Here is a 23,903-nt window from a genome sequence, read left to right on the forward strand (position 1 = left end):
GTGCCCCCACCCCGCGAGAGGACCTTCCATGAGTGGACCCCACCACCCCGGATCCGAGCCATATCCGGGTCCCGGACCAGGCGCACACCTTCCCCCACAACCGAATCCGGCGCCCTACCAGCCTCCGCCGCCCGGTGGCACACCTTACGGCCAACCAGCTGCCTCGTATGCGCAGCAGGTTCCCCAATATGGCCCTCCCGGAGCGCAATCCGGCCCAGGCTCGCCGGCTGATGTCGCAATCCGGTTCGGCGCCAGGGCCATCGACTGGATCATCGTCGCCATCCCGATGAACCTCGTCTACACGATCCTGTTCCTGGCAGCGCCCTGGTTTGTCGCGCTCGTCCTCGGCTTCGTGCTCTCGTTTGCCGCGTTCGCGTACTTCGTCTACTTCGAGACCCAGCAGGACGGCGCCACGATCGCCAAGAAGTTGCTGAAACTCAAGGTGGTCGGCGCTCGCGGCGGCACTCCGACCATCGACGAATCCGCCAAACGGAACCTCTGGATGCTCGTCGGCGTGCTGGCCTGGTTGCCGATCTTCTTCTTGCCGTTCATTCTGGGTCTCGCCTGGATCGGCCTGGCGGTCTCCATCGCCGTCACGATCAACGGTGATCCGCGAAAGCAGGGGTGGCACGACAAATTCGCCGGCGGCACCTCGGTCGTCAAGACCGCCTGATCATTTCGCTACGGCACCCGCGTAATACCTGCCGAGGAACTCGTCCCGGAATTCGAAGTAATTGCCGTCGAGGATGGCCTGGCGCGCCCGCTCCACCAAGGTCACGATGAAGTGCTCATTGTGAATGGTGCAGAGTGTGGCCGCCAGGCCTTCTTTCGCCTTGAACAGGTGATGGATGTAGGCGCGAGTGTATTGCGTTGTGTAGTTCTGCATTTCGGGGTCCAGCGGCGTGAAGTCGCGCCGGAACCGGCTGTTGGTCACGTTGTAACGACCATCCAGCGAATAGATCGCGCCGTTGCGTGCCACCCGGGACGGCGAGACGCAGTCGAACGTGTCGACGCCGCTCTCGATCGCGGTGAAGATATCATCGGGTTCGCTGATGCCGAGCAGATGGCGCGCCTTGTCGACCGGCAGTTCCTCGTTGACCCACCGGACGATGGTTCCCAGGTTCTGCTTCTCCAGCGCACCGCCGATTCCGTAGCCACCGAAACCGCGGCCACCCTCGGCCACGTCCTTTTCGCTCATCGTCACCAGGTCGCGTGCCGCCTTGCGCCGCAGATCCTCGTACTGCGCACCCTGGATCACACCCCACAGTGACTGCAGCGGCCGGTGGCTTCGCTCCGCGGTGAGCCGATTGTGTTCGGCCAGACAGCGAATCGCCCACAGGCGGGTGCGCTCGAGTGAAGTCTCTTGATAGGCACGGGTATTCATCAGCGTGGTGAGTTCGTCGAACCCGAAGATGATGTCGGCGCCGAGCTGATGCTGGATCTGCATCGAGACCTCCGGCGTGAACCTGTGCGTCGAACCGTCGAGGTGGGATTTGAACGTCACACCGTCATCGTCGACCCGGGCCAGTCGTTCTTTGCCCTCGGCGATGACGTCATCGTTCTGCATCCCGGTGAGGTCCATCGCGATGACCTTCTTGAAACCGGCCCCCAACGACATGACCTGAAAGCCGCCGCTGTCGGTGAATGTCGGTCCGGGCCAGTTCATGAACGATCCCAGGCCACCGGCCTCGTCGACGATGTCCGGGCCCGGCTGCAGATAAAGGTGATATGCGTTGGCGAGTACCGCCTGCGCTCCGAGATCACGAACTGCTTCCGGCACAACCGTTTTCACGGTCGCCTTGGTGCCAACCGGAACAAATGCCGGCGTCTGGATCGCCCCATGGGGGGTGCTGATCACGCCGGTGCGGCCCAGTGTGCCGGGCAGGGTGGTCCCGACCGTGAATGTACGGTCGGGACCTTCATTGAGATCGCTCACCGCTGCATCCTCGCAGCCCGCGACCCTGCCCGGCAAAACAGGGGACTCCGCCGGCGCCCGATGTGACTCAGACCTTGGCCCCCGCAGCGACCTCGCGGGCGGCCTCCTCGGCGGCCAGCGTCTTGTTCAGGCTGTCACCCTCGATGTCGACGTTCGGCAGAATCTTGTCCAGCCACTTCGGCAACGACCACGCCTTGTCACCGAGCAACGCGAGCACCGCCGGGATCACGGTCATCCGCACCACGAAGGCGTCGAAGAACACCGCGATGGCCAGGGCGAAGCCCATCGCCTTGATGAAGACCATGTCCTGCAACATGAATGCCGCGAACACCGAGATCATGATGGCAGCTGCTGCCGCCACCACACGCGAGCTGTGGCTGAAGCCGTCGATGATGGCTTCCTTTGCAGACATCCCGTGGACGTACGCCTCCCGCATTCGACTGACCAGGAACACCTGATAGTCCATCGCCAGGCCGAACACGATGCCGATGAGGATGATCGGCAAGAAGCTGACCAGCGGCTGCGGATTGCCCACCAGTCCGAGGTCACCATTGGTGAAGATCGCCACGGTGGCGCCGAAGGTGGCGCCGATGCTGAGCAGAAAGCCCAGCGCGGCGGTCAGCGGGACCAGGATCGACCGGAACACGATCATCAGCAGGATGAAGGCCAACCCGACAACCACGATCAGGTACGGGATCAACGCCGAGGACAGCTTGTCGGAGACATCGATCTCGATGGCCGTCTGACCGGTGACGCCGTAGGTCAGCCCGGTCTGTTCCGCAACATTCGATTCCATCCCACGCAGGTCCTTGACCAGATCCTGGGTGGCATCCTCGCCGGACGCGCTGGCGGGGATCACCGAGATGATCGCGGTTTCACTGTTGGCACTGATGTCTCCGGGACTGATCACCGCTTCGGCGACGTCATCGACGCCGCGGATCTGATCGACCAGGCCGTTGAACGCCACCAGACGCTGGGATTCGTCCGCGATCTCGCTGCCGTTCACAACCACCACAAACGGGTTGTTCACGCCCGGGCCGTAGCCGTCGACGACCATGTCGTAGGCCATGCGCTCGGTGGTGCCTGGATCACTGTTTCCGTTGTTCGGCAGGCCCAGTTTGAGTCCACTGATCGGGATGGTGATCAGCGCCAGGAGCACGATGCCGCCGATGGCGAACGCGCCCGGGCGCCGGACGACCTGATTGATCCAGCGCTGACCGTTGTGGCGGCGCGCGGGGTCGTGCTTGGTCACGTCTGGCGGGTTCAGCGACTTGATACGTCCGGCGAACGCCTTCTCACCGAAGACGCCGAGGATCGCGGGCAACAGGGTCAACGCGACCAGGACGGCAACCAATACGGTGCCGGCGGCTGCCAGACCCATGGCGGTCAGGAACGGGATGTTGACGATGAACAGCGCTGCCAGGGCGATGAACACGGTGGCGCCGGCGAACACCACGGCCGAACCGGCTGTGCCGACAGCCTTTCCGGCGGCTTCGGCCCGCGTCTTCGACCGGTGCACCTCGTGCCGGTATCGCGACAGGATGAACAGCGCGTAGTCGATACCCACGGCCAGGCCGATCATCGTGGCCAGGATCGGGGTCTCGGAGCTGAGGTCGAAGAAGAACGTCGCGGCCGTCACACCCATCATTCCGATGGCGACACCGATGATCGCGGTGATCAGCGGCATGCCCCAGGCAACCAGCGAGGCGAAGGTCAGGATCATCACGATGGCGCCGACGGCGACACCGATCAGCTCAGAGGTCATACCCATCGCCGGTTGGGGCATCGCGGTGCCCGACATCTCGACCTTCAGGCCACTGTCGCGGGCCTGATCGGCGATCTTGTCCATCTCCGTGTGGGCGACACTGCTCACGTCTGCGGCGGCTTCCACATCAAACGCCGCGCCGAGCTGCACCATCGTGGCATCGGCATTGATAGGCGAGGTGACCTGCGCGTCGGCCTGCGCCTCCGCCGGGGAGGTCCCGAAGGTCTCCTCGTTGAACGCCACCACCGCATCACGGCCGGAGCCGGGATTCTGCTGCGTCCCATAGGTATCGAACGGATTCGCGATCGATTCGGGCGCCTTGACGCCGTCGAACTGCTTCATCTGATCGACCATGGTGTTGATCGCGGCCTGATACTCGGGCTCGGTCAGTGTGGCGCCGGCGGGCGCCTGGACCACATACGTGATCGCGATGTTCTCGGAGAACTTCGGCTTCTCCGGGAACGCCTCGACCATTTCGTTCTGGGCTTTGACCGAAGGAACACCGGGGATGCTGAAGCTCTCGGTTGTCGGCTTCGACAAGGTCGCTGCTGCAACACCCATCCCGACGAGTACCAGCAGCCAGATCCCGATCATCTTGAACTTGTTCAGGTAGGCCCATCGGCCGATCCGGTAGAGATATGTAGCCACTGGGGCTTCCTTCCGTCGGGATGTTCGTTCAGGAGGTTGAAGAAGTCAGGATTGGTCGGCGCGTGGTGGGCTCCCGGCGAAGCCGGATTTGGTCATCAGGAACGCCTCGCCGAGGAATCGGCGTAGATCGTCGTGCGGAGCGAGCCCCTCGGCCCACATCTCCAAGGCCACGCGCAAAGTACAGAGGGCGCTGGAGAACACCAGCCGCTCGTACAGTCCGAGTGCGGTGGTGTCACCGCGCGCGGTGATCACGTCGGTGAACCGTTTCTTCTGCACCTCGACCAGGTCGCTGTGGTCCTTGCGTGCGACCAGGGTCGGTTCGGTCTCGAGCAGCCTGATCAGGGTGATGAACTGGTCGGGTACGGCATCTGTGTCACAGGCGATCTCGATCAGTGCGTATTCGACTGCATCCCAAAGGGATTCATCTGACGGCCGACCTTCGATGAAGTCGGCCATCCGGCCGAGGACCACGCCCACGAAATAGATGAGCGCATCCTCTTTGGCGGCGAAGTAGTTGTGAAAGGTCCGCGACGAGACGCCGACCTCGGCAGCGACGGTATCGATCGACACCGACTCCAACCCACCGACGGCGGCATGACGGAGCACCGCGGTTGCCAAGGCGAGCCGCGTCGCGGCCTTCTTGGATTCACGTAGTCCCATCTGCTCCACGAAAGCCAGAGTACGGAACTTGCAGGGCTCTGCAAAATTTCTCAGGGGTGCAAAATTGACGAGTCGGTCACAGCACACGCCAGGGGGTGACCCACATCACCGCCGATGAATGGGTCGGAATCGGCAGCGACCGTCCCTCTCAGCGGCCCCGGAAGTGCGCCGTCCTCTTTCCCCGGAACGCGGCCACACCCTCGGCGAAATCGTCGCTCTGCCACAACGTCACCTGGTTCTCGACCTCGTCGTCCAGGACGTCGAACCGATTCCGCTCGGGTGTCCCCAGCTGCGATTTGATCGCGGCAAGCGCCAGCGGCGGGCCCTGCACCAGTCGATCCGCGTCCGCCAGCGCAGAATCCAGTGCCGTCCCCGAGTCGACCAGCGAGTCGACAAGACCCAGCCGACTCGCCTCCTCACCTCCGATGCGCCGCGGCAACATCAACAACTGTTTTGCTGCGGCCACGCCGATCCGGGCCGGCAGGCTGGCAAAAATGCCCATGTCACCGGCCAGACCGACGGCGGTGAACGTGGTCCCGAACGAGCTGTCCCGGGCAGCGACCACGCGGTCGCAAGCAAGTGCCAGTGCGGCACCAGCACCGAACGCCGGCCCCTCCACCGCCGCGACCACCGGTTTCGCGCCTTTCCAGATCGCCCTGACCACCCGCTGCGCCGCCTGTGCACGGGTGCGGACCTGATCCGGGGTCAGCGGGTCCATCGTGGAGATGTCGCCGCCCGAACAAAACGCCCCGCCGCTACCGGTGATCACCAGCGCCCGGACAATATCGTCGTCCATGGCTGCTTCGATGGCCTCGGCGAGCGCGGTTCGCAACGGAACGTCGATGGCGTTCCGCAGATGTGGGCGATTGAGCGTGATCAGTCGCAACGCTCCGCGGTGATCCAAGAGAATCGGCCCATCGTCGATCGATGCATTGCTCATCTGATGTGTCCCCCCGAGTAGTCGGTCCGCCACACCAGATTCGTACCAGCGCATGTTCGGCTGCGGACGCGTTCGGTGGATCCCTGAGCAAACGGGCTCGGTTCGCTACGGTTGGCGCATGCGCGCAGCGACCCCCAGGCTCCTCGGAGCCGCGGTTGTCGCCGGAGCCCTGGCTGTCTGTCTTGTCGCCTGCTCCGACGACTCCGCACAATCGGATGGCACCACATCGGCCTCGCCGGGGCAGTCGGTTGCCACCGACACGTCGGCCGCGCCACCGTCGAAGACCGACTCGCCGGTGTCCCAGAACTCGAACGCACCGGCCGTTCCCGGTCCGTCATTGCCGCCGGCCACCTCGATTCCGGAATCGAAGCTCCTCCCCGCCCTCGGGGGTACGCGGTGCGACACCGTGAACGGTCCGGATGGGACGTTGCACGTGGTCATCCTGGGCGACGGCTCGATCGACTGCGCGGTGGCCATGCCGATCGCCAAGGCGTATTCGCCGATGATCGCCACCGGCAAAACCCAGCAGGTGCAGGGTTGGGACTGTGGCCCTTCGCAGACACGCGGAGTGCTCTCCCGCTGCACCATGGGCGCCGACACCATCGCGTTCTCGATCGAATAGCCCCTCATGTCCCCAACAACCTCGCGTGAGACCTACTTCGAAGCCGGTCTCGACATCCTGGCGACCTCCGGATACGGCGCACTGAAGCTGTCCGAGGTCTGTCAGCGTCTGTGCGTCACAACCGGTTCGTTCTACCACTTCTTCAAGAACTGGGGCGCGTACACCGAAGCACTGTTGCAGCACTGGCTCAACACCCGGACCGTTCAGGAGATGGCGTTCGCCCGATCGATACCGGGAGCCTTCGACCGGGTGAGCGCGCTTGTCCAGATCGGACTTTCGCTGCCGCACGGGGCCGAGGCCGCGATCCGGACCTGGAGCAACATCAGCGACGAGGTCCGTCCGATCCAGGAGGAGGTGGACAAGAACCGGTACGACATCTTCTACGAGTCGACCTTTGAACTCGTGGGCGATCCCGAGCAGGCACACCGGTTCGCCAACTGGGCCCTCTACTTGCTCATCGGTTACGAACAGGCAAGTCTGCCACGCGATCTCGAGTCGCTGAAGTGGATCGCCGACCAATTGCTCGACGCGATCGTCGCACAGGCCGAGGCGAACCTCGTCAACTGACCTGCTGCCGGACCATTATTGGCACCGGTCCTCCTCGGTTGCGGCTCCGAATACCTGGTGTTCGCACAACCGCACCGACTGAGGAGTACTCCGATGATTCGAATTGCGCGCACAACCGTAGGCGTTCTTGCCGCCGTCGCAGGCGGCGCCGCACTTGCTTTCGCCGCGGCACCCGCCGCCTCCGCCGCGCCACAGGTGTCCATCTGCCCTGGTCTACCCGGACAGTCGGCATCCACCGACACCTGCGAGGTCAGTTCCGGGCCCACCGGTCTGACGCTGGCCATCACGATCGACGGCGGTGTCGCGACCGTCACCGGCGACAACTTCTCAGGACCCGCCGCGATCGCACTCGGAGACGGAGCCGTCGTCAACATGACCGGACAGAATCCCGGATTGTCGATCGGTATCGCCGGACCGGGCGCAGAGGTGACAGTCGACGGCAGATCTGCCCCTACCTGTGACAACGGCGCTGGTTTCGCGGGCGACTTCCAGACCGGCAAAGGCTGTCTCAACACCGGGATGATGACAATCCCACTGGGCTGACCGTTTACTTCCTCTACCGAACCGTCCCCGGTTGCTCTATGTTCGAATTTGCCGCATGCATGGCGTTCGGACCGACCGAAGAGACCGGCATTCGGGGATGGAGGGGGCAGTGCTTCGGACGGTGTTCAACGAGGAGCATGAAGCATTTCGCCAGGTCGTCCGCGATTTCATCAATCGCGAGGTCGTACCGGTGCACCACGAATGGGAGGAACAGGGGCATCCGCCCCGCGAGTTCTACAACCGCCTCGGCGAGTTGGGCATCCTCGGAATCGAGGCGCCCGAAGAGTTCGGCGGCGGGGGCTCCGACTCGTTCAAGTTCACCGCGGTCGTCACCGAAGAGGCGGCCCGCGCCGGGGTCACGTTCGGCTCATACTCGGTGCACTCCAACCTGATCCTGCCGTACCTGGTCGAATACGCGACCGAGGAGCAGAAGAAGCGCTGGCTCCCCGGATTCATCTCCGGCGAGATCATGACCGCCATCGCGATGACCGAGCCCGGCACCGGATCCGACCTGGCCAACATCGCCACCACCGCGAAGCTGTCCGAGGACGGACAGTACTACCTCCTCAACGGATCCAAGACCTTCATCACCGGCGGCGCCCTCGCCGACCTCATCCTGGTGGTCTGCCGCACCGCGTCCAGCACCTCGGAGAACCGGCGCGCCGGGCTGACGATCCTCTGTGTCGACACCACCTCCGAGGGTTTCTCGGTGGGCCGCAAGCTCGAAAAAATCGGACTCAAGGCCTCCGACACCGCCGAGTTGTCGTTCGACAACGTGAAAGTACCGGTCACCGACCGTCTCGGCGACGAGGGCGAAGGGTTCAACTACCTCACCCACAACCTCGCCCAGGAGCGTCTGACCATCGCGCTGCAGGCCTCGTCCTCCGCGCAGGCCGCCCTGCAGCACGGCATCAACTACGTCAAGGAACGCACCATCTTCGGCAAGCCGTTGTCGTCGTTCCAGAACTCCAAATTCGTTCTCGCCGAGTGCGCCACAGAGGTCGACGCGATCGTCCTGATGGCCGACCGCGCGCTGGAACTGCACGATGCCGGTCAGCTCACCGTGCCCGACGCCGCGAAGGCCAAGCTCTTCTGCACCGAGGCCGCCGGCCGGGTGATCGACAAATGCCTGCAGCTCCACGGCGGCTACGGGTACGTCACCGAATACCCCATCGCGCGCCTGTACGCGGACACCCGCGTCTCGCGAATCTACGGCGGCACCAGTGAGGTCATGAAGACCATCATCGCCAAATCCCTTGGTATCTGACCGCTTTCGTTCATCGAACTCAACAGTTCCGACCCAGGAGGCAAACGCATATACGTGATGCAGTGATTGTCGACGCCGTCCTCAGCCCGGTGGGCAAACGGAACGGCGGACTGTCCGGAATACATCCGGTCGACCGGCAATGCGGGTCATCGCAGCAGGCCGTTCACCTCGCCGCGGCCGGCGTGGTCGTCGCCGGCCATTACGACATCGCCGTCGCCGGCGGCGTCGAATCGATGTCGCGAGTGATCATGGACGCGACGCGCGCCGATGGGCTCCACGGTGAGCCGTACGGCCCGATGGTCCGCGAGCGATAGAACAATTTCGCGTTCAACCAGGGCATCGGCGCGGAGATGATCGCCGACGAGTTCGCGCTCATCCGTAGGCGGTGCCATGGCGCTGGGCCATCCGCTGGGCGGATCCGGGGCTCGGCTGATGACCACGGATGGTCCACCGCATGCGGGCGGGTGACATCCAGTTCGGCCTGCAGTCGATGTGCGAGGGCGGCGGCATGGCCAACGCGACCATCCTCGAACTCCTCTGAGTTCTCCGATCGTCAACCCCGTGCAGGCTCTTCATTCGAATCCCGGCGTTGCAATGCCGGTGCGCGATCAGAAAGCCTGCACGGATCGCTACTCTCCGGTGAAGTCCCCGACGCGGCGCTCGTTGAACGCCGCCAGTGCCTCTCGGTGATCTTCGGTGGGATGTGACAGTGCCTGCAGAGCCGCCGACAATTCCAGGAATCCGTCGAAGTCCTGCCGACCGGATTCGCGCAGCAGGCGTTTGGTGGCCCGCAATGCGTGCGGCGGGTTGACGGCCACCCGCGCGGCCAGCTCCCTGGCGGTGGTCAGCAACTCCTCGGGTTCGACGACCCGCGAGACCAGGCCCCACTCGAGCGCGGTCGCGGCGTCCACGCGGTCGCCGGTGTAAGCCATCTCGGCAGCGCGCGCGGCACCCACCGCCCGTGGCAGCAACCAGGCGCCGCCGTCGCCCGGGATGATCCCGAGCTTCACGAAGCTCTCCGCGAAAAAGGCTTTGGTGGAGGCAACCCGCATGTCGCACATCAGGGTCAGGTCGCACCCCGCGCCCACCGCAGGTCCGTTCACGGCCGCGATGATCGGCACCTCGCAGGTGTAGACCGCGCGAGCCAGCCGCTGGATCCCACGCCGATAGCCCTGGAAGATCTGGTGCGGCTTACCACCGAACATGCCGTTGCGGTCTACCATGTCCTTCACGTTGCCGCCCGCGGAGAATGCGCTGCCGGCACCGGTGAGGATGACCACCCGCGTCTGCTGATCGGCATTCGCAGCGGCGACCAGCTCCACGAGCCGGTCGACCACGTCATCACCCGAGATCGGGTTGCGGATCTCCGGCAGGTTCAGGGTCCACGTGGTGACGTGACCATCGGTCTGGGCAAGAACAACATCGCTGTCAGCAGTCATCCAGCGATCCTATCCACCTCGCACCCCAGGTCGGCGCGGCCGACCGAATCTCCGGTTACCTCACAGGTCAATGGGAATCGCGTTAATATTGCGCAGCTTTGACGCACCGATGCCCCGCGCGCCGACATCCATCCCCACCTGCGGTAGCGGTCGCTACAACTACACCAGATTCGTTGTCACCGAATGGGATTCGAATGTTCGCATTCATAGCACGCATCGTTGTCGGTCATCCTTGGCGGGTCATAGCGGGGTGGCTTGTCGTCGCCATCGCCATCATCGTGTTCTCGCCTGATCTCGAGGACCACACGACCGGCAACAATCAGGACTTCCTGCCCACCTCGTTCGAGTCGATCCAGGCCCAGGATCTGGGGAACGAGTACTTCCCCGCCACCTCGGGCGCCACCGGCACATTGGTGGTGTCCCGCACCGACGGTGCCGCCATGTCACCGCCCGACCAGCAAGCAGCGATCGGACTGGCCACCACTCTGCAGAACGAGAAGATCCCCGGCGTCACCGCGGTCACCGGCAGCCAGCAGTCGTTCTCCCCCGACGGCAAGGTCGCCGCGTTGCAGGTCGCGTTCGCCGGCCAACCCGGAGATGACATCGTCAACGATGCGGTACCGCTGGTCCGGACAAACGCCACCACCGCACTCGAGGGCACCGATCTGCAGGCCGGCCTCACTGGTAACGCCGCCATCCTGGTCGACAGCAACTCCGCCTACGACGATGCGGAGAACGTGATCACGATCGCGACCGTGATCATCATCCTGCTCACCCTCGGCCTGGTGTTCCGCAGCCCGATCATCGCGGTCTTGCCGATCGTGGTGATCGGCGTGGTGTTCACCGCTGTCCGCGGCGTAACCGCATTTGCCGCCGAACTGTTCGACTTCGAGGTGAGTACCTCCCTCGACGCGATACTCGTGGTGGTGCTGTTCGGTGTCGGCACCGATTACATCGTGTTCCTGCTCTTCCGATACCGGGAAGAGCTACGGCAGGGCGACATTGGTGACCACGCTCTGATCCTCTCGACCCGCGTGGTCGGACGGGTGGTGGCGTCGTCCGCCCTCACCGTGATCGGCGCATTCTCCGCCCTGTTCCTCGCCAAACTCGGATCCCTGAATTCGCTTGCGCCGGGGCTGATCATCGGCGTCGCGCTGATGTTGGTGACCGCTCTGACGCTGATACCCGCGGTCTGCGCGATCCTGGGCAAACACCTGTTCTGGCCACTGGGTCCTGGTCCCGAACCCAAGCGGTCGCCGTTCGGCCCGATCAGCCGATTTGTGGGACACCACCCCGTTGTCGTGGTGATCACCATCGCCGCCGGGCTCATCGTCCTGGCGATCTTCAGCACCGGCTACAAATCGACCTACGACACTCTCGATGAAATGCCCTCCGACACACCGTCACAAGAGGCGTTCAGCACACTGTCGGCTTCCCTGCCTCCGGGCGCACTGAGTCCCACCCAGGTGTACGTCAAGACACCAGGACCGGTACCGCAGGACGAATTGGCCACGCTCAGCACCAATCTCAGCCAGGTCCCGGGCGTGGCATCGGTGACACCACCCAAGCTCAGTCAGGACGGGACCGCCGCTCTGATCAACGTCATCCTGGTGGAGGGCCCCTACACGTCCGAAGCCCTCGATGCCGTCGAAGGCCCGATCCGCGACACCGCCCACAGCTCCATGCCGGACGCCGAAGTGCTTGTGGGCGGCCAGACCTCGACACTTGTCGATGTCCGGGCACAGCTCAACACCGACACCAGCCGCGTATTCCCGGTCGCCGTGGTGATCGTCGGCGTCATCCTCGGACTGTTGCTACTGTCCGTGCTCGCACCGATCAACCTGCTTGTCTGCGTGGGCCTGACGTTCGCCGCAACACTCGGCGCGCTCGTCATCGTCTTCCTGCACGGCGCCGGATACGACGGCATCGACTTCTCGACCCCGATCGTGCTCTACCTCTTTGTCGTGGCGATAGGCACCGACTACAACATCCTGCTGGCCGAACGCCTGAGAGAAGAGTTCAAGAACGGCCACTCGCCCGCCGAAGCCGCCAGAATCGCCATCTCGAACGACGGACCCACCGTCTCCGCATCCGGCACCATTCTCGCGCTGACGTTCGCGTCCCTGACCCTCACCGGCCTCGAGAACCTCCAGGAACTCGGCGCCGGTGTTGCCATCGGCGTCTTGCTCGCCTCGCTGGTGATGGCGCCGATGTTGGTCCCGGGCCTCTCGGTCCTGCAGAGGAGCGCCTTCTGGTGGCCGGCCAACAAGACCAAACCCCCTGCGGCCGATATGGATGCACGAGTAGCATCGGCCACGTGACCGAAGCACCGGTACGCACCAACAATCGCCTGGATGTCAAACGCGTCCTCGTCTACAGCGACGACGCGAGCACGCGCAGGCAGATCATCGCCGCCCTCGGAGACTTCCCACCCGACGGCCTCGACCCGTTCCTCTACGTGGAGGTGGCCACCGGGCCCGGGGTGATCCGCGAGATGGATGCCGGGAGTATCGACCTGGTGATCCTCGACGGCGAAGCGGCACCCGCCGGCGGGATGGGCATCGCGCGTCAGCTGAAGGACGAGATCGACGACTGCCCGCCGATCGTCCTGTTGACCGGCCGTCCTGAAGATCGATGGCTGGCCGCCTGGTCACGGGCGGAGGCAGTGGTCCCCCGCCCGATCGATCCGTTCGCGCTCACAAAAGCCGTGGTCACGGTCCTTCGTACGTCCTCCTAGCCGCCATCGGCGGCCTCCTGCACCAGACCCGAACGACCATGTTCTGCGGCCACTCTTATGAGCGATCCAGATAACTGCGATTACAAATCAGCACGGCCATCGGTGCCCGTAACGGTGACACCCCGGGCCCGGCCGACGGTAGGCTGTGTTTCAGATCACACACAGCCCCGGATGATCTGAGCACCAACGTAGCCCTGTTTTTTGTCGGTCCGCCCAAACGCCGACACCCCACTCCGCAACCACTCGCTGGGAAGGAGCAACCGTACTCGTGAACCTCTACGTGCCGATACTCGTACTCGGCCTGATCGCAGTGGCTTTCGCGGTCGGGTCTGCCGCCCTCGCGACCGTCGTCGGCCCGCGTCGCTACAATCGCGCCAAACTCGAGGCGTACGAGTGCGGGATCGAACCCATCCCGAATCCACTGGGCGGCCTGGGCAATGACATCGCTTCGGGAAGCGTTACCCGGCAGCGTATTCCGGTGAAGTACTACCTGACCGCCATGCTCTTCATCATCTTCGACATCGAGATCGTGTTCCTCTACCCGTGGGCGGTCTACTTCGACTCACTGGGCCTGTTCGGGCTGATCGCGATGGCACTGTTCATCTTCAACGTCTCGGTGGCGTACGCCTACGAATGGAGGCGCGGCGGACTGAGTTGGGACTGACGGTTCGCACGAGCAACTGCCCGAAAGAGAGTGTCCATCATGGGTATTGAAGAAAAGCTCCCCAGCGGGTTCCTGCTGAGCACCGTCGAGGGCCTGGCCGGGTACATGCGCAAGGGGTCGCTGTGGCCGGCCACGTTCGGCCTTGCCTGCTGCGCCATCGAGATGATGGCCACCAGCGGTGGACGTTTCGACATCGCCCGCTTCGGAATGGAAGCCTTCCGCGCCTCTCCCCGCCAAGCCGACCTGATGATCGTCGCCGGCCGGGTCAGCCAGAAGATGGCTCCGGTACTCCGCCAGATCTACGATCAGATGGCGGAACCGAAATGGGTTCTTGCCATGGGTGTTTGCGCCTCCTCGGGCGGTATGTTCAACAATTACGCCATCGTCCAGGGTGTCGACCACATCGTTCCCGTCGACATCTATCTGCCCGGATGTCCCCCGCGCCCCGAGATGTTGCTCCACGCAATCCTCAAGCTGCACGAGAAGATCCAGGAGATGCCGCTCGGCGTTGATCGTGACGAGGCCATCCGCGCGGCCGAGCAGGCCGCCCTCACGGCCACCCCGACGATCGAGATGAAGGGATTGCTGCGATGACACCCCCGAACGCAGAGGGCGATTCCGGGCGCGAGGCCATCGCCACCCGCCGCGGGCTGTTCGGTGCCAGCGGAAGCGGCGACACCTCAGGTTACGGCCGTCTCGTCAGCCCGATCTTCATGCCCGACCGCAGCCCTCGGCCGTACGGCGGATATTTCGACGAGGTGGTCGATCACCTCGCAGACGCTCTCACCGCGCGCGGCGGACCGGGTCTGGACGAGGCGGTCGAGAAGGTTGTGGTCTTCCGCGACGAACTGACCCTGTACGTGCGGCGCGATCATCTACCGCTCGTTGCCGGAACCCTCCGCGACGAGCCCACACTGAGATTCGAACTGTGTCTCGGCGTCAGCGGCGTGCACTATCCGGACGAGAACGACCGGGAACTCCACGCTGTCTACCCGTTGCTGTCGATCACACACAACCGACGCATCCGCATGGAAGTGGCTGTCCCGGACAGCGATCCGCACATCCCGTCGCTCTACACGATCTACCCGACCTGCGATTGGCACGAGCGCGAGACCTACGACTTCTTCGGGATCGTGTTCGACGGACATCCCGCACTGACCAGGATCCAGATGCCCGACGACTGGGAAGGTCATCCGCAACGCAAGGACTACCCACTCGGCGGCATCCCGGTCGAGTTCAAGGGTGCCCGCATCGCACCGCCCGACCAGCGGAGGTCGTACAGCTGATGAGTACGGAGACGAAGCGAAGCGGAGCTCGACCATGAGTACGGAGACGAAGCGAAGCGGAGCTCGACCATGAGTCGAACGGACAGGGACCCCGAAATCGATAAGGATCCCGGGATCTACAGCGCGTCGGGGCAGGACTGGGACGACGTGGTCAGCGCTGCCACCGGTGCCGGTGAGGAGCGGATCGTTGTCAACATGGGTCCCCAGCACCCGTCGACGCACGGGGTCCTGCGGCTGATCCTCGTGCTCGAGGGCGAGACCGTGGTCGAAGCCCGGTGCGGTATCGGCTACCTGCACACCGGGATCGAGAAGAATCTGGAGTTCCGCAACTGGACGCAGGGCGTCACGTTCGTGACCCGGATGGATTACCTCTCGCCATTCTTCAACGAGACGGCCTACTGCCTGGGCGTGGAGAAACTTCTCGACATCACCGACTTGATCCCGGAGCGGGTCACCGTCATCCGGGTGATGCTGATGGAGCTCAACCGGATCTCATCTCACCTGGTCGCTCTGGCAACCGGCGGTATGGAGCTCGGCGCGGTCACCGCGATGCTCTTCGGGTTCCGCGAACGGGAACTGATCCTCGACGTCTTCGAGATGATCACCGGCCTCCGGATGAACCACGCCTACATCCGGCCCGGTGGCCTGGCCCAGGATCTCCCCGACGGCGCGGTCGAGAAGGTGCGCGAGGTGCTCCGGGTGCTGCCCGGGCGGCTGCGTGACGTGGAAGACCTGTTGAGCGAGAACTACATCTGGAAGGCCCGCACCCAGGGCGTCGGCTACCTCGATCTCACCGGATGCATGGCTCTCGGTGTCACCGGTCCGGTGCTGCGGGCCACCGGCCTGGCCCATGACCTGCGCCGGTCGTCTCCGTACTGCGGGTACGCGAACTATGAGTTCGACGTCATCACCGACGATGCCTGCGACTCGTACGGCCGCTACCAGATCCGGGTCAAGGAGATGAAGGAGTCCCTGAAGATCGTCGAGCAATCCCTCGACCGGTTGCGCCCCGGACCGATCATGGTGGAGGACAAGAAGATCGCCTGGCCGGCCGAACTCACCGTCGGTGAGGACGGACTGGGCAATTCCCCGAAGCACATCTCCGACATCATGGGTTCGTCCATGGAAGGCCTGATCCATCATTTCAAGCTGGTCACCGAAGGTATGCGGGTACCCCCGGGCCAGGTCTACATCCCGATCGAATCCCCCCGCGGCGAACTGGGCGTCCACATGGTCTCCGACGGCGGGACACGCCCCTATCGTGTCCACTTCCGGGATCCGTCGTTCACGAATCTCCAAGCGGTGGCGGCGATGTGCGAGGGCGGCATGATCTCGGACGTGATCGCCGCGGTCGCCGGCATCGATCCCGTCATGGGAGGTGTCGACCGATGACCGCCAAACCGATATTCATCGATTTCGGCATCCCGCGCGAAGTTGCCGCGGAATCCCACCGCTACCCCGACGACGTGTTCGCGCGTCTGAGTGACGACGCCACGCAGATCATCTCGCGGTATCCGAGCCCGCGATCGGCATTGTTGCCGCTGCTGCACCTCGTACAGAGCGTCGACGGGTACATCACGCCCGCCGGAATCGGTTTCTGCGCACAGCAACTCGGGCTCACCACCGCCGAGGTCACTGCGGTGTCGACTTTCTACTCGATGTATCGGCGTGAGGAGACCGGCGACTATCTGGTGGGGGTGTGCACCAATACCCTGTGCGCGGTGATGGGCGGCGACCAGATCCTCGCGGACCTGCGCGAATATCTCGAGATCGAGGTCGGGCAGACCACCCCGGACGGGTCGATCACACTCGAACACGTCGAGTGCAATGCGGCTTGTGATTACGCACCCGTGGTGATGGTCAACTGGGAGTTCTTCGACAATCAGACACCACGATCCGGTCGCGACCTCGTCGACGCCCTCCGCAGCGGAGAGCAGGTGACACCCAGCCGCGGCGCGCCGTTGTGCAAGTTCCGCGAGACCGCAAGAATTCTGGCAGGTTTCGCGGATGAACGGGACGGTGCGTCGGATGCGGCCGAACCGGGTGCTCCCACTCTTGCCGGGCACCGCATCGCCCGCGAACGCCAGATGCAGGCTCCGGCCCCCGGGGCTTCCGACGATGTCGCCGGGCCCGACGATGAGCAGGCGGCCGCGGAGTCGAGCGCCGACAAGCCCGCTCCCGCACCTTCTGCAGACGTACCTCCCGGCGGGAAGGCGAGCTGAGATGCCTTTGACACCAGTGCTGTCTCGGTACTGGGACGAGTCCCGGTCGTGGACCCTCGACGCCTACCGCAGCCATGACGGATATCAAGCCCTCGACAAAGCCCTGGCGATGGATCCCGACGACCTGATCGCCACGGTGAAGGAGTCCGGTCTACGAGGTCGCGGCGGCGCCGGATTCCCCACCGGTATGAAATGGTCGTTCATCCCACAGGGCGACGGCAAGCCGCATTACCTCGTGGTCAACGCCGACGAGTCCGAGCCCGGAACGTGTAAAGACATCCCCCTGCTCCTGGCGACTCCGCACGTGCTGATCGAGGGGATCATCATTGCGGCATACGCGATCCGGGCGTCGCACGCATTCATCTACGTTCGCGGCGAGGTGATCCCTGCGTTGCGAAGGCTGCAGACCGCGGTCGCCGAGGCCTACACGGCCGGGCTCGTGGGCCGCGACATCCTCGGGTCGGGATTCGACCTGGAACTGGTGGTCCACGCCGGAGCCGGCGCGTATATCTGCGGTGAGGAGACCGCGCTACTCGACTCACTCGAAGGGCGTCGTGGTCAACCGCGCCTACGTCCCCCGTTCCCGGCAGTTGCCGGTCTCTATGCCAGTCCCACGGTGGTCAACAACGTCGAGTCGATCGCCAGCGTGCCGCCGATCATCCTGCACGGCAACGACTGGTTCCAGAGCATGGGCACCGAGAAGTCACCCGGGTTCACCCTGTACTCGTTGTCCGGACACGTCACCACACCCGGCCAATACGAGGCACCACTGGGGATCACATTGCGGGAACTGCTCGAATACGCCGGTGGCGTGCGGGCCGGTCACGAGCTCAAGTTCTGGACACCCGGCGGATCCTCGACCCCGATCTTCACCGCCGAGCATCTCGACGTCACCCTCGACTACGAGGGTGTCGGCGCTGCCGGTTCGATGCTGGGCACCAAAGCATTACAGATCTTCGATGAAACCACCTGCGTGGTCCGCGCGGTGCTGCGGTGGACCGAGTTCTACGCGCACGAGTCGTGCGGCAAGTGCACGCCGTGCCGCGAGGGCACTTACTGGCTGGTCCAGATCCTGCGAGCACTCGAGAACGGGAGCGGCACCGACTACGACTTGCAGAAGCTACTCGACGTCTCTGCGTCCATCCTCGGTAAGTCGTTCTGTGCACTCGGCGACGGCGCGGCGAGCCCGATCATGTCCTCGCTCAAGTATTTCCGTGACGAGTACGTCGAGCACGTCCGCGGCGGATGTCCCTTCGACCCGGCTCGGTCCACATTGTTCGAACCGGCCGGCTCCCCGCTGTTTGAACAGGCAGGTGCGCCATGACACTGACCAGCAATTCCTCCCCCGAGTCGGCCGTGGCCGACCTGGTTGCCGTCACGATCGACGGCACCGAGCTCAAGGTTCCGAAGGGCACGTTGGTGATCCGGGCAGCCGAGCTGATCGGCGTGCAGATCCCCCGATTCTGCGACCACCCCCTCCTCGATCCGGTCGGGGCCTGCCGGCAATGCCTGGTCGAGGTCGAGGGGCAGCGCAAACCACTGGCCTCCTGCACAACGACCGTCACCGACGGCATGGTGGTCCGGACGCAACTGACCTCACCCGAAGCGGAGAAGGCGCAACGGGGTGTGATGGAACTGCTGCTGATCAACCACCCACTCGATTGCCCCGTGTGTGACAAGGGCGGCGAGTGTCCCCTGCAGAATCAGGCGATGTCCACCGGGCAGGCCGAGTCCCGTTTCGAGGGCGTCAAACGTACGTTCCCCAAGCCGATTCCGCTGTCCTCCGAGGTCCTCCTCGACCGCGAACGCTGTGTGATGTGCGCGCGCTGCACCCGGTTCTCGGAACAGGTCGCGGGCGATCCGTTCATCGATCTCCTCGAGCGCGGTGCCCAGCAACAGGTGGGGATCGCCGACGACACCCCGTTCGAATCCTATTTCTCCGGGAACACGGTGCAGATCTGCCCGGTCGGCGCGCTGACCGGCGCGGCATACCGATTCCGGGCCCGCCCCTTTGATCTGGTCTCCAGCCCCAGCGTCTGCGAACACTGCGCAGACGGCTGTGCGCAACGCACGGATCATCGACGGGGCAAGGTGCTGCGCCGCCTCGCCGGCGACGACCCCGAGGTCAACGAGGAGTGGAACTGCGACAAAGGCCGCTGGGCATTCACGTATCAGACGTCGCTGGACCGCATCACCACACCGCTGATCCGCAGCGCCGACGGCAGCCTGGTGCCCGCGTCGTGGCCGCAGGCCGTTGCCGCGGCGGCCGCCGGTCTCAAGACCGCGGGTGCACGAACCGGCGTACTGGTGGGTGGGCGGGCCACCGCGGAAGACGCCTACGCGTACGCCAAGTTCACCCGAACAGTCTTGGGCACCAACAGCATCGACTTCCGTAGCCGGGCGCATTCGGCCGAGGAGGCGTCCTTCCTGGCGGCCCGGGTGGCCGGACGACCGATGTCCCTGACGTACTCGGACCTCGAGAAGGCGCCGACGGTCCTGCTGGCGGGTCTCGAACCGGAAGAAGAGTCACCGATCATCTTCCTGCGTCTCCGCAAAGCTGCTCGGATGCGAAAACTGACCGTGATCTCGATAGCGCCCTTCGCGACCGGCGGACTGCGGAAGATGTCCGGCGGCCTGATCAAGGTCGAACCAGGTGCCGAACCCTCTGCGCTGGAACGACTTCACGAATCCGATCACCTCAGGGCGCCGGGTGCGGTGATCCTGGTCGGCGAGCGGCTGGCCCAGGTTCCCGGCGCGCTGACCGCGGTGGGCGCGCTAGCCGATGCCACCGGGGCTAGGGTCGGATGGGTCCCCCGACGGGCGGGCGAACGGGGAGCGCTCGAGGTCGGCGCCCTCGGGAACCTCCTACCCGGAGGCCGACCCGTCGGCGACCCGCTCGCACGAGCCCAGGTCCGTCAGATCTGGGGTACGGAGTTACCGCACACACCGGGGATGGACACGGCCGGGATCCTCGAAGCCGCTGCATCAGGCGAACTCCAGGCCCTGGTGGTCGGGGGTGTGGAGCTCGCCGATCTGCCCGACCCCGACGCGGCACTGGCAGCACTGATCGCGGCTCCCTTCGTGATTAGTCTCGAAATGCGGGAAAGCGCCGTCACCGACGTCGCAGACGTGGTGTTCCCGGTGTCACCGGTGGTCCGCAAAGACGGCACTTTCGTGGATTGGGAAGGACGTCCACGGTCGTTCGAGGCGGCACTGCCCAGCGACGGCGCCATGCCCGATCAACGGGTTCTCGACGCGATCTCCCACCACCTGGGCCGCGGTATCGACCTTCCCGATGCGCTGAGCGCACGGGAGGAGCTCGGCCGGCTCGGACCCTGGGACGGTGCCTTCGAAACACCCACTGTGACCACAGTTTCGGAGGCTCCTGATACCAGGCCCGGACAAGCAGTCCTCACGAGCTGGCGGATGCTGCTGGATTCGGGCCGCCTGCAAGACGGTGAACCCCATCTCGCGGGCACCGCCCGGCGCCCGGTGGTCAGGCTGTCCGCCGCCACCGCGACAGAGAACGGGGTCGGGGCCGAGGAACTGGTCACGGTCAGCACCGATCGCGGATCCATCACCTTGCCGCTGGAGATCACCGACCTTCCCAATCGTGTCGTCTGGTTGCCCCTCAACTCACCGGGAAGCTCCCTCTACGCGACACTCGGTCCGGTTGTCGGACATACGGTTCAGATCGCGCCGGCAGCGAGAGTGGAACGCTCATGACCGACCTGTCCGCTTTCGGCCACGACCCGTGGTGGCTGATCATCATCAAGGCCCTGGCGATCTTCGTCTTCCTGGTGTTGACCGTGCTGATCGGCATCCTGGCCGAGCGCAGGGTGATGGCCTGGATGCAGACCCGGGTGGGGCCCAACCGGGTTGGTCCGATGGGTCTACTCCAGAGTCTGGCCGACGGCGTGAAACTCGCGCTGAAGGAAGGGATCATCCCCGCCGGGGTCGACAAGCCCATCTACCTACTCGCACCGATCATCTCGGTGGTCCCGGCCATCATGGCCTACGCGGTCATCCCGTTCGGTCCGGAGGTATCGATCTTCGGTCACGAGACACCGCTGCAGCTCACCGACCTGTCGGTGGCCGTCCTGTACATCCTCGCGGTCACCTCCGTCGGGGTGTACGGCATCGTGCTCGCCGGCTGGGCGTCCGGATCCACCTATCCACTGCTCGGCGGTCTGCGGTCGAGCGCGCAGGTGATCTCGTACGAGATCGCCATGGGCCTGACCTTCGCGGCGGTCTTCCTCGATGCCGGGACCATGTCGACGTCCGGCATCGTCGCGGCGCAGGACGACACCTGGTACATATTCCTTTTGCTGCCTTCGTTTGTCGTCTATGTGTTCTCGATGGTCGGCGAGACCAACCGCGCACCCTTCGATCTCCCCGAAGCCGAAGGTGAGCTGGTCGGCGGCTTCCACACCGAGTACTCCTCGTTGCGGTTCGCGATGTTCATGCTCGCCGAATACGTGAACATGGCCACCGTCTCGGCGCTGGCCGCGACTCTCTTCCTCGGTGGATGGCATGCGCCCTGGCCGATTTCGCTCTGGGACGGTGCCAACTCGGGATGGTTCCCCCTGATCTGGTTCGTGGCCAAGGTCTGGGCATTCCTGTTCTTCTTCATCTGGCTCCGCGCCACCCTGCCCCGCCTGCGCTACGACCAGTTCATGGCACTGGGGTGGAAGATCCTCATCCCGGTGTCGCTGACCTGGGTGATGATCGTCGCCACGGTGCGCGCGATCCGGAACGAGGGATACAGCAGCGCCACCGCCGTCCTCAGCGTCGCCGGGGTCGTCGCCGGCCTCGCTCTGATCGCCCTGCTGTGGAAAGTCTTCCGAGGCAAACGCGATCTACGCCGCGCCACCCCCGCACTCGTCGAAACCATCGAGCCATTCGATGCCATGGCCGGCGGATTCCCGGTGCCACCGATCAAGGAGAGCAGCGATGCGTAACCCACTCGAACCCCTGGCCGGATTCGGCGTCACCTTCTCGTCCATGTTCAAGAAGAACAACACCGAGCTGTATCCAGAGGTGAAGACGCCCACTGCGGCCCGCTACCACGGACGCCACCAGCTCAACCGCTATCCCGACGGCCTGGAGAAGTGCATCGGATGCGAACTGTGTGCATGGGCCTGCCCGGCAGACGCCATCTTCGTCGAAGGCGCCGACAACACCGAGGACGATCGATACTCACCTGGTGAACGCTATGGCGTTGTCTACCAGATCAATTACCTGCGGTGCATCGGATGTGGCCTCTGTGTGGAGGCCTGCCCGACCCGCGCCCTGACCATGACCAACAACTACGAGATGGCCGACGACAATCGCGCCGACCTGATCTACGGCAAAGACCAACTGCTCGCCCCTCTCGCCGACGGTATGACGCCGCCGCCCCACGCGATGGCCCCCGGCAGCACCGACGAGGACTACTACCGCGGCAATGTCATCGGCGAGGTGATGCCGCCGACCACGCCCCGGTGACCCCCGACGACGAGACCCGAAGGAGACCCCGCCCCGTGAACAGTCTGTTGTCCGCATCGATACTCGCCGCCGAGCCGCTGACCAAGACGTCGCCCACCGAAGCAGTGCAGTTCTGGGTCCTCGGCACGGTCGCCGTGCTGGGTGCGCTCGGTGTGGTGTGTTCGGCGAAAGCCGTGTACTCGGCGGTGTTCCTGGCGATGACGATGATCATCCTCGCCGTCTTCTACATCGCGCAGGGTGCACTGTTCCTCGGTGTCGCGCAGGTGGTTGTGTACACGGGCGCGGTGATGATGCTCTTCCTGTTCGTCCTCATGCTGGTGGGTGTCGATTCATCGGATTCACTTGTCGAAACCCTTCGGGGTCAACGCCTCGGCGCGATCATCGCCGGCCTCGGGTTCGGGATCCTCATCATCGCCGGGGTCGGCAGCGCCTCCGTCACCGCATTTGTGGGAGTCGAGGAAGCCAACGCCGGCGGCAACGTCGAAGGACTGGCCGAGCTCATCTTCATCCGGTACCTCTGGGCGTTCGAGTTGACCGGCGCACTGCTGATCACCGCCACCCTCGGCGCCATGGTCCTGGCCCATCGGGAACGCCTCGGCCCCAAGACCTCCCAGCGGGAGATGTCGATCCGGCGGTTCCGAGACGGCGCCCGCGCCACACCGCTCCCCAATCCGGGCGTCTACGCCCGCCACAACGCCGTCGACATGCCGGCGTTGCTTCCGGACGGCTCCTACTCCGATCTGTCGGTCAGCGACGTCCTCGTTCCCCGCGACCCGACCGCTCCCGGGCCCGAAGTGCGCCGAACGGAGGACCGGAAATGAATCCCGAGAACTACCTGTATGTTTCAGTGCTCCTGTTCACCATCGGAGCCGGCGGAGTCCTGGTCCGCCGCAACGCTGTTGTGGTGTTCATGTGTGTCGAGTTGATGCTCAACGCCTGCAACCTCGCATTTGTCACCTTCGCCCGCATGCACGGCAATCTCGACGGCCAGGTGATCGCCTTCTTCACGATGGTGGTCGCGGCCGCCGAAGTGGTTGTCGGCCTGGCGATCATCATGATGATCTTCCGCACCCGTCGATCGACCTCGGTCGACGCCGCCGATCTGCTGAAACTCTGATCC

23 protein-coding genes and 2 pseudogenes are annotated in these 23,903 nt (G+C 64.5%); 20 read left to right on the plus strand and 5 right to left on the minus strand.

Going from position 1 to position 23,903, the window contains the following annotated elements:
- Positions 1–28: 28 nt before the first annotated feature.
- On the plus strand, positions 29–673 hold the full coding sequence (locus VIQ49_RS27865; protein WP_331890243.1) for an RDD family protein: 645 nt from the start codon (positions 29–31) through the stop codon (positions 671–673).
- Here VIQ49_RS27865 and tgt read toward each other — a convergent pair whose 3' ends face one another.
- The 4 genes from tgt to VIQ49_RS27885 all read right to left on the minus strand — a co-directional run bounded on the left by tgt (position 674) and on the right by VIQ49_RS27885 (position 5,949).
- The gene (tgt, locus tag VIQ49_RS27870; RefSeq protein ID WP_331890245.1) at positions 674–1,936 is read right to left on the minus strand and encodes a tRNA guanosine(34) transglycosylase Tgt; all 1,263 of its coding nucleotides are present in this window, start codon (positions 1,934–1,936) and stop codon (positions 674–676) included.
- A gap of 67 nt (positions 1,937–2,003) precedes the next feature.
- Positions 2,004–4,349 carry an MMPL family transporter gene (locus VIQ49_RS27875; protein WP_331890247.1) on the minus strand — a complete coding sequence of 782 codons (2,346 nt, stop codon included), beginning with the start codon at positions 4,347–4,349 and terminating at the stop codon, positions 2,004–2,006.
- A gap of 45 nt (positions 4,350–4,394) precedes the next feature.
- Positions 4,395–5,009, minus strand: coding sequence for a TetR/AcrR family transcriptional regulator (locus VIQ49_RS27880; protein WP_331890346.1), 615 nt, complete (start codon positions 5,007–5,009; stop codon positions 4,395–4,397).
- A 148-nt stretch (positions 5,010–5,157) separates the two neighbouring features.
- The gene (locus VIQ49_RS27885; RefSeq protein ID WP_331890249.1) at positions 5,158–5,949 is read right to left on the minus strand and encodes an enoyl-CoA hydratase/isomerase family protein; all 792 of its coding nucleotides are present in this window, start codon (positions 5,947–5,949) and stop codon (positions 5,158–5,160) included.
- Between the two features lie 118 nt (positions 5,950–6,067).
- Between VIQ49_RS27885 and VIQ49_RS27890 the strand changes: the two genes are divergently transcribed.
- The 6 genes and pseudogenes from VIQ49_RS27890 to VIQ49_RS29055 all read left to right on the plus strand — a co-directional run.
- Entirely contained in the window at positions 6,068–6,571 is a 504-nt protein-coding gene (locus VIQ49_RS27890; protein ID WP_331890251.1) for a hypothetical protein, read from the plus strand.
- A gap of 6 nt (positions 6,572–6,577) precedes the next feature.
- Complete coding sequence (locus VIQ49_RS27895; protein WP_331890253.1) at positions 6,578–7,138, plus strand: TetR/AcrR family transcriptional regulator; 561 nt, start codon at positions 6,578–6,580, stop codon at positions 7,136–7,138.
- A 93-nt stretch (positions 7,139–7,231) separates the two neighbouring features.
- Positions 7,232–7,681 carry a hypothetical protein gene (locus VIQ49_RS27900; protein WP_331890255.1) on the plus strand — a complete coding sequence of 150 codons (450 nt, stop codon included), beginning with the start codon at positions 7,232–7,234 and terminating at the stop codon, positions 7,679–7,681.
- Between the two features lie 109 nt (positions 7,682–7,790).
- Positions 7,791–8,948: an acyl-CoA dehydrogenase family protein gene (locus tag VIQ49_RS27905; RefSeq protein WP_331890257.1), complete on the plus strand. Its 1,158-nt coding sequence runs from the start codon at positions 7,791–7,793 to the stop codon at positions 8,946–8,948.
- A 50-nt stretch (positions 8,949–8,998) separates the two neighbouring features.
- A pseudogene (locus VIQ49_RS27910) lies at positions 8,999–9,328 on the plus strand (acetyl-CoA C-acetyltransferase); the annotation flags it as partial.
- Between the two features lies 1 nt (position 9,329).
- Positions 9,330–9,489: pseudogene (locus VIQ49_RS29055) on the plus strand (acetyl-CoA C-acetyltransferase); the annotation flags it as partial.
- Positions 9,490–9,577: 88 nt separating this feature from the next.
- On the opposite strand, the gene VIQ49_RS27915 reads toward VIQ49_RS29055, so the two are convergent.
- Positions 9,578–10,387, minus strand: coding sequence for a crotonase/enoyl-CoA hydratase family protein (locus VIQ49_RS27915; RefSeq protein WP_331890259.1), 810 nt, complete (start codon positions 10,385–10,387; stop codon positions 9,578–9,580).
- A 194-nt stretch (positions 10,388–10,581) separates the two neighbouring features.
- Between VIQ49_RS27915 and VIQ49_RS27920 the strand changes: the two genes are divergently transcribed.
- The 13 genes from VIQ49_RS27920 (at position 10,582) to nuoK (ending at position 23,900) form a co-directional block, all read left to right on the plus strand.
- Positions 10,582–12,708 carry an MMPL family transporter gene (locus VIQ49_RS27920; protein ID WP_331890260.1) on the plus strand — a complete coding sequence of 709 codons (2,127 nt, stop codon included), beginning with the start codon at positions 10,582–10,584 and terminating at the stop codon, positions 12,706–12,708.
- Positions 12,705–13,124 carry a hypothetical protein gene (locus VIQ49_RS27925; protein ID WP_331890262.1) on the plus strand — a complete coding sequence of 140 codons (420 nt, stop codon included), beginning with the start codon at positions 12,705–12,707 and terminating at the stop codon, positions 13,122–13,124. The genes VIQ49_RS27920 and VIQ49_RS27925 overlap by 4 nt, the downstream gene beginning before the upstream one ends.
- A 268-nt stretch (positions 13,125–13,392) precedes the next feature.
- Positions 13,393–13,788, plus strand: a complete 396-nt coding sequence (locus VIQ49_RS27930) for an NADH-quinone oxidoreductase subunit A (RefSeq protein WP_331890264.1) — start codon at positions 13,393–13,395, stop codon at positions 13,786–13,788.
- Positions 13,789–13,827: 39 nt separating this feature from the next.
- Entirely contained in the window at positions 13,828–14,382 is a 555-nt protein-coding gene (locus tag VIQ49_RS27935; RefSeq protein WP_331890266.1) for an NADH-quinone oxidoreductase subunit B family protein, read from the plus strand.
- On the plus strand, positions 14,379–15,074 hold the full coding sequence (locus tag VIQ49_RS27940) for an NADH-quinone oxidoreductase subunit C (protein WP_331890268.1): 696 nt from the start codon (positions 14,379–14,381) through the stop codon (positions 15,072–15,074). Before VIQ49_RS27935 ends, VIQ49_RS27940 begins: the two co-directional genes overlap by 4 nt.
- Before the next feature lie 69 nt (positions 15,075–15,143).
- A complete protein-coding gene (gene nuoD / locus VIQ49_RS27945) occupies positions 15,144–16,466 on the plus strand; it encodes an NADH dehydrogenase (quinone) subunit D (RefSeq protein ID WP_331890270.1) in 1,323 nt (440 codons plus the stop codon).
- Entirely contained in the window at positions 16,463–17,296 is an 834-nt protein-coding gene (gene nuoE, locus VIQ49_RS27950; protein WP_331890272.1) for an NADH-quinone oxidoreductase subunit NuoE, read from the plus strand. The genes nuoD and nuoE overlap by 4 nt, the downstream gene beginning before the upstream one ends.
- A 1-nt stretch (position 17,297) precedes the next feature.
- Positions 17,298–18,620 (plus strand): NADH-quinone oxidoreductase subunit NuoF, encoded by a 1,323-nt coding sequence (gene nuoF, locus VIQ49_RS27955; protein ID WP_331890274.1) that lies wholly within the window; start codon positions 17,298–17,300, stop codon positions 18,618–18,620.
- Positions 18,617–21,022 (plus strand): NADH-quinone oxidoreductase subunit G, encoded by a 2,406-nt coding sequence (locus tag VIQ49_RS27960; RefSeq protein WP_331890276.1) that lies wholly within the window; start codon positions 18,617–18,619, stop codon positions 21,020–21,022. The genes nuoF and VIQ49_RS27960 overlap by 4 nt, the downstream gene beginning before the upstream one ends.
- On the plus strand, positions 21,019–22,257 hold the full coding sequence (nuoH, locus tag VIQ49_RS27965; RefSeq protein WP_331890278.1) for an NADH-quinone oxidoreductase subunit NuoH: 1,239 nt from the start codon (positions 21,019–21,021) through the stop codon (positions 22,255–22,257). Before VIQ49_RS27960 ends, nuoH begins: the two co-directional genes overlap by 4 nt.
- On the plus strand, positions 22,250–22,783 hold the full coding sequence (gene nuoI, locus VIQ49_RS27970) for an NADH-quinone oxidoreductase subunit NuoI (RefSeq protein ID WP_331890279.1): 534 nt from the start codon (positions 22,250–22,252) through the stop codon (positions 22,781–22,783). The genes nuoH and nuoI overlap by 8 nt, the downstream gene beginning before the upstream one ends.
- Positions 22,784–22,842: 59 nt before the next feature.
- Positions 22,843–23,604, plus strand: a complete 762-nt coding sequence (locus VIQ49_RS27975) for an NADH-quinone oxidoreductase subunit J (protein WP_331890348.1) — start codon at positions 22,843–22,845, stop codon at positions 23,602–23,604.
- On the plus strand, positions 23,601–23,900 hold the full coding sequence (gene nuoK / locus VIQ49_RS27980) for an NADH-quinone oxidoreductase subunit NuoK (protein ID WP_331890281.1): 300 nt from the start codon (positions 23,601–23,603) through the stop codon (positions 23,898–23,900). Before VIQ49_RS27975 ends, nuoK begins: the two co-directional genes overlap by 4 nt.
- The last annotated feature ends 3 nt before the right edge of the window (positions 23,901–23,903 follow it).

It is taken from the genome of Williamsia sp. (assembly GCF_036566845.1).
Taxonomy (GTDB): domain Bacteria; phylum Actinomycetota; class Actinomycetes; order Mycobacteriales; family Mycobacteriaceae; genus Williamsia.

What these genes read in the sequence shown, in the direction of transcription:
- nuoD (WP_331890270.1), top strand. Translation starts at nt 15,144, where the DNA reads ATGAGTCGAACGGACAGGGACCCCGAAATCGATAAGGATCCCGGGATC.
- nuoE (WP_331890272.1), top strand. Translation starts at nt 16,463, where the DNA reads ATGACCGCCAAACCGATATTCATCGATTTCGGCATCCCGCGCGAAGTT.
- nuoK (WP_331890281.1), top strand. Translation starts at nt 23,601, where the DNA reads ATGAATCCCGAGAACTACCTGTATGTTTCAGTGCTCCTGTTCACCATC.
- VIQ49_RS27900 (WP_331890255.1), top strand. Translation starts at nt 7,232, where the DNA reads ATGATTCGAATTGCGCGCACAACCGTAGGCGTTCTTGCCGCCGTCGCA.
- nuoI (WP_331890279.1), top strand. Translation starts at nt 22,250, where the DNA reads ATGCGTAACCCACTCGAACCCCTGGCCGGATTCGGCGTCACCTTCTCG.
- VIQ49_RS27935 (WP_331890266.1), top strand. Translation starts at nt 13,828, where the DNA reads ATGGGTATTGAAGAAAAGCTCCCCAGCGGGTTCCTGCTGAGCACCGTC.
- VIQ49_RS27960 (WP_331890276.1), top strand. Translation starts at nt 18,617, where the DNA reads ATGACACTGACCAGCAATTCCTCCCCCGAGTCGGCCGTGGCCGACCTG.
- VIQ49_RS27865 (WP_331890243.1), top strand. Translation starts at nt 29, where the DNA reads ATGAGTGGACCCCACCACCCCGGATCCGAGCCATATCCGGGTCCCGGA.
- VIQ49_RS27885 (WP_331890249.1), bottom strand. Translation starts at nt 5,949, where the DNA reads ATGAGCAATGCATCGATCGACGATGGGCCGATTCTCTTGGATCACCGC.
- VIQ49_RS27895 (WP_331890253.1), top strand. Translation starts at nt 6,578, where the DNA reads ATGTCCCCAACAACCTCGCGTGAGACCTACTTCGAAGCCGGTCTCGAC.
- VIQ49_RS27920 (WP_331890260.1), top strand. Translation starts at nt 10,582, where the DNA reads ATGTTCGCATTCATAGCACGCATCGTTGTCGGTCATCCTTGGCGGGTC.
- VIQ49_RS27880 (WP_331890346.1), bottom strand. Translation starts at nt 5,009, where the DNA reads ATGGGACTACGTGAATCCAAGAAGGCCGCGACGCGGCTCGCCTTGGCA.
- VIQ49_RS27940 (WP_331890268.1), top strand. Translation starts at nt 14,379, where the DNA reads ATGACACCCCCGAACGCAGAGGGCGATTCCGGGCGCGAGGCCATCGCC.
- VIQ49_RS27915 (WP_331890259.1), bottom strand. Translation starts at nt 10,387, where the DNA reads ATGACTGCTGACAGCGATGTTGTTCTTGCCCAGACCGATGGTCACGTC.
- VIQ49_RS27890 (WP_331890251.1), top strand. Translation starts at nt 6,068, where the DNA reads ATGCGCGCAGCGACCCCCAGGCTCCTCGGAGCCGCGGTTGTCGCCGGA.
- nuoH (WP_331890278.1), top strand. Translation starts at nt 21,019, where the DNA reads ATGACCGACCTGTCCGCTTTCGGCCACGACCCGTGGTGGCTGATCATC.
- nuoF (WP_331890274.1), top strand. Translation starts at nt 17,298, where the DNA reads ATGCCTTTGACACCAGTGCTGTCTCGGTACTGGGACGAGTCCCGGTCG.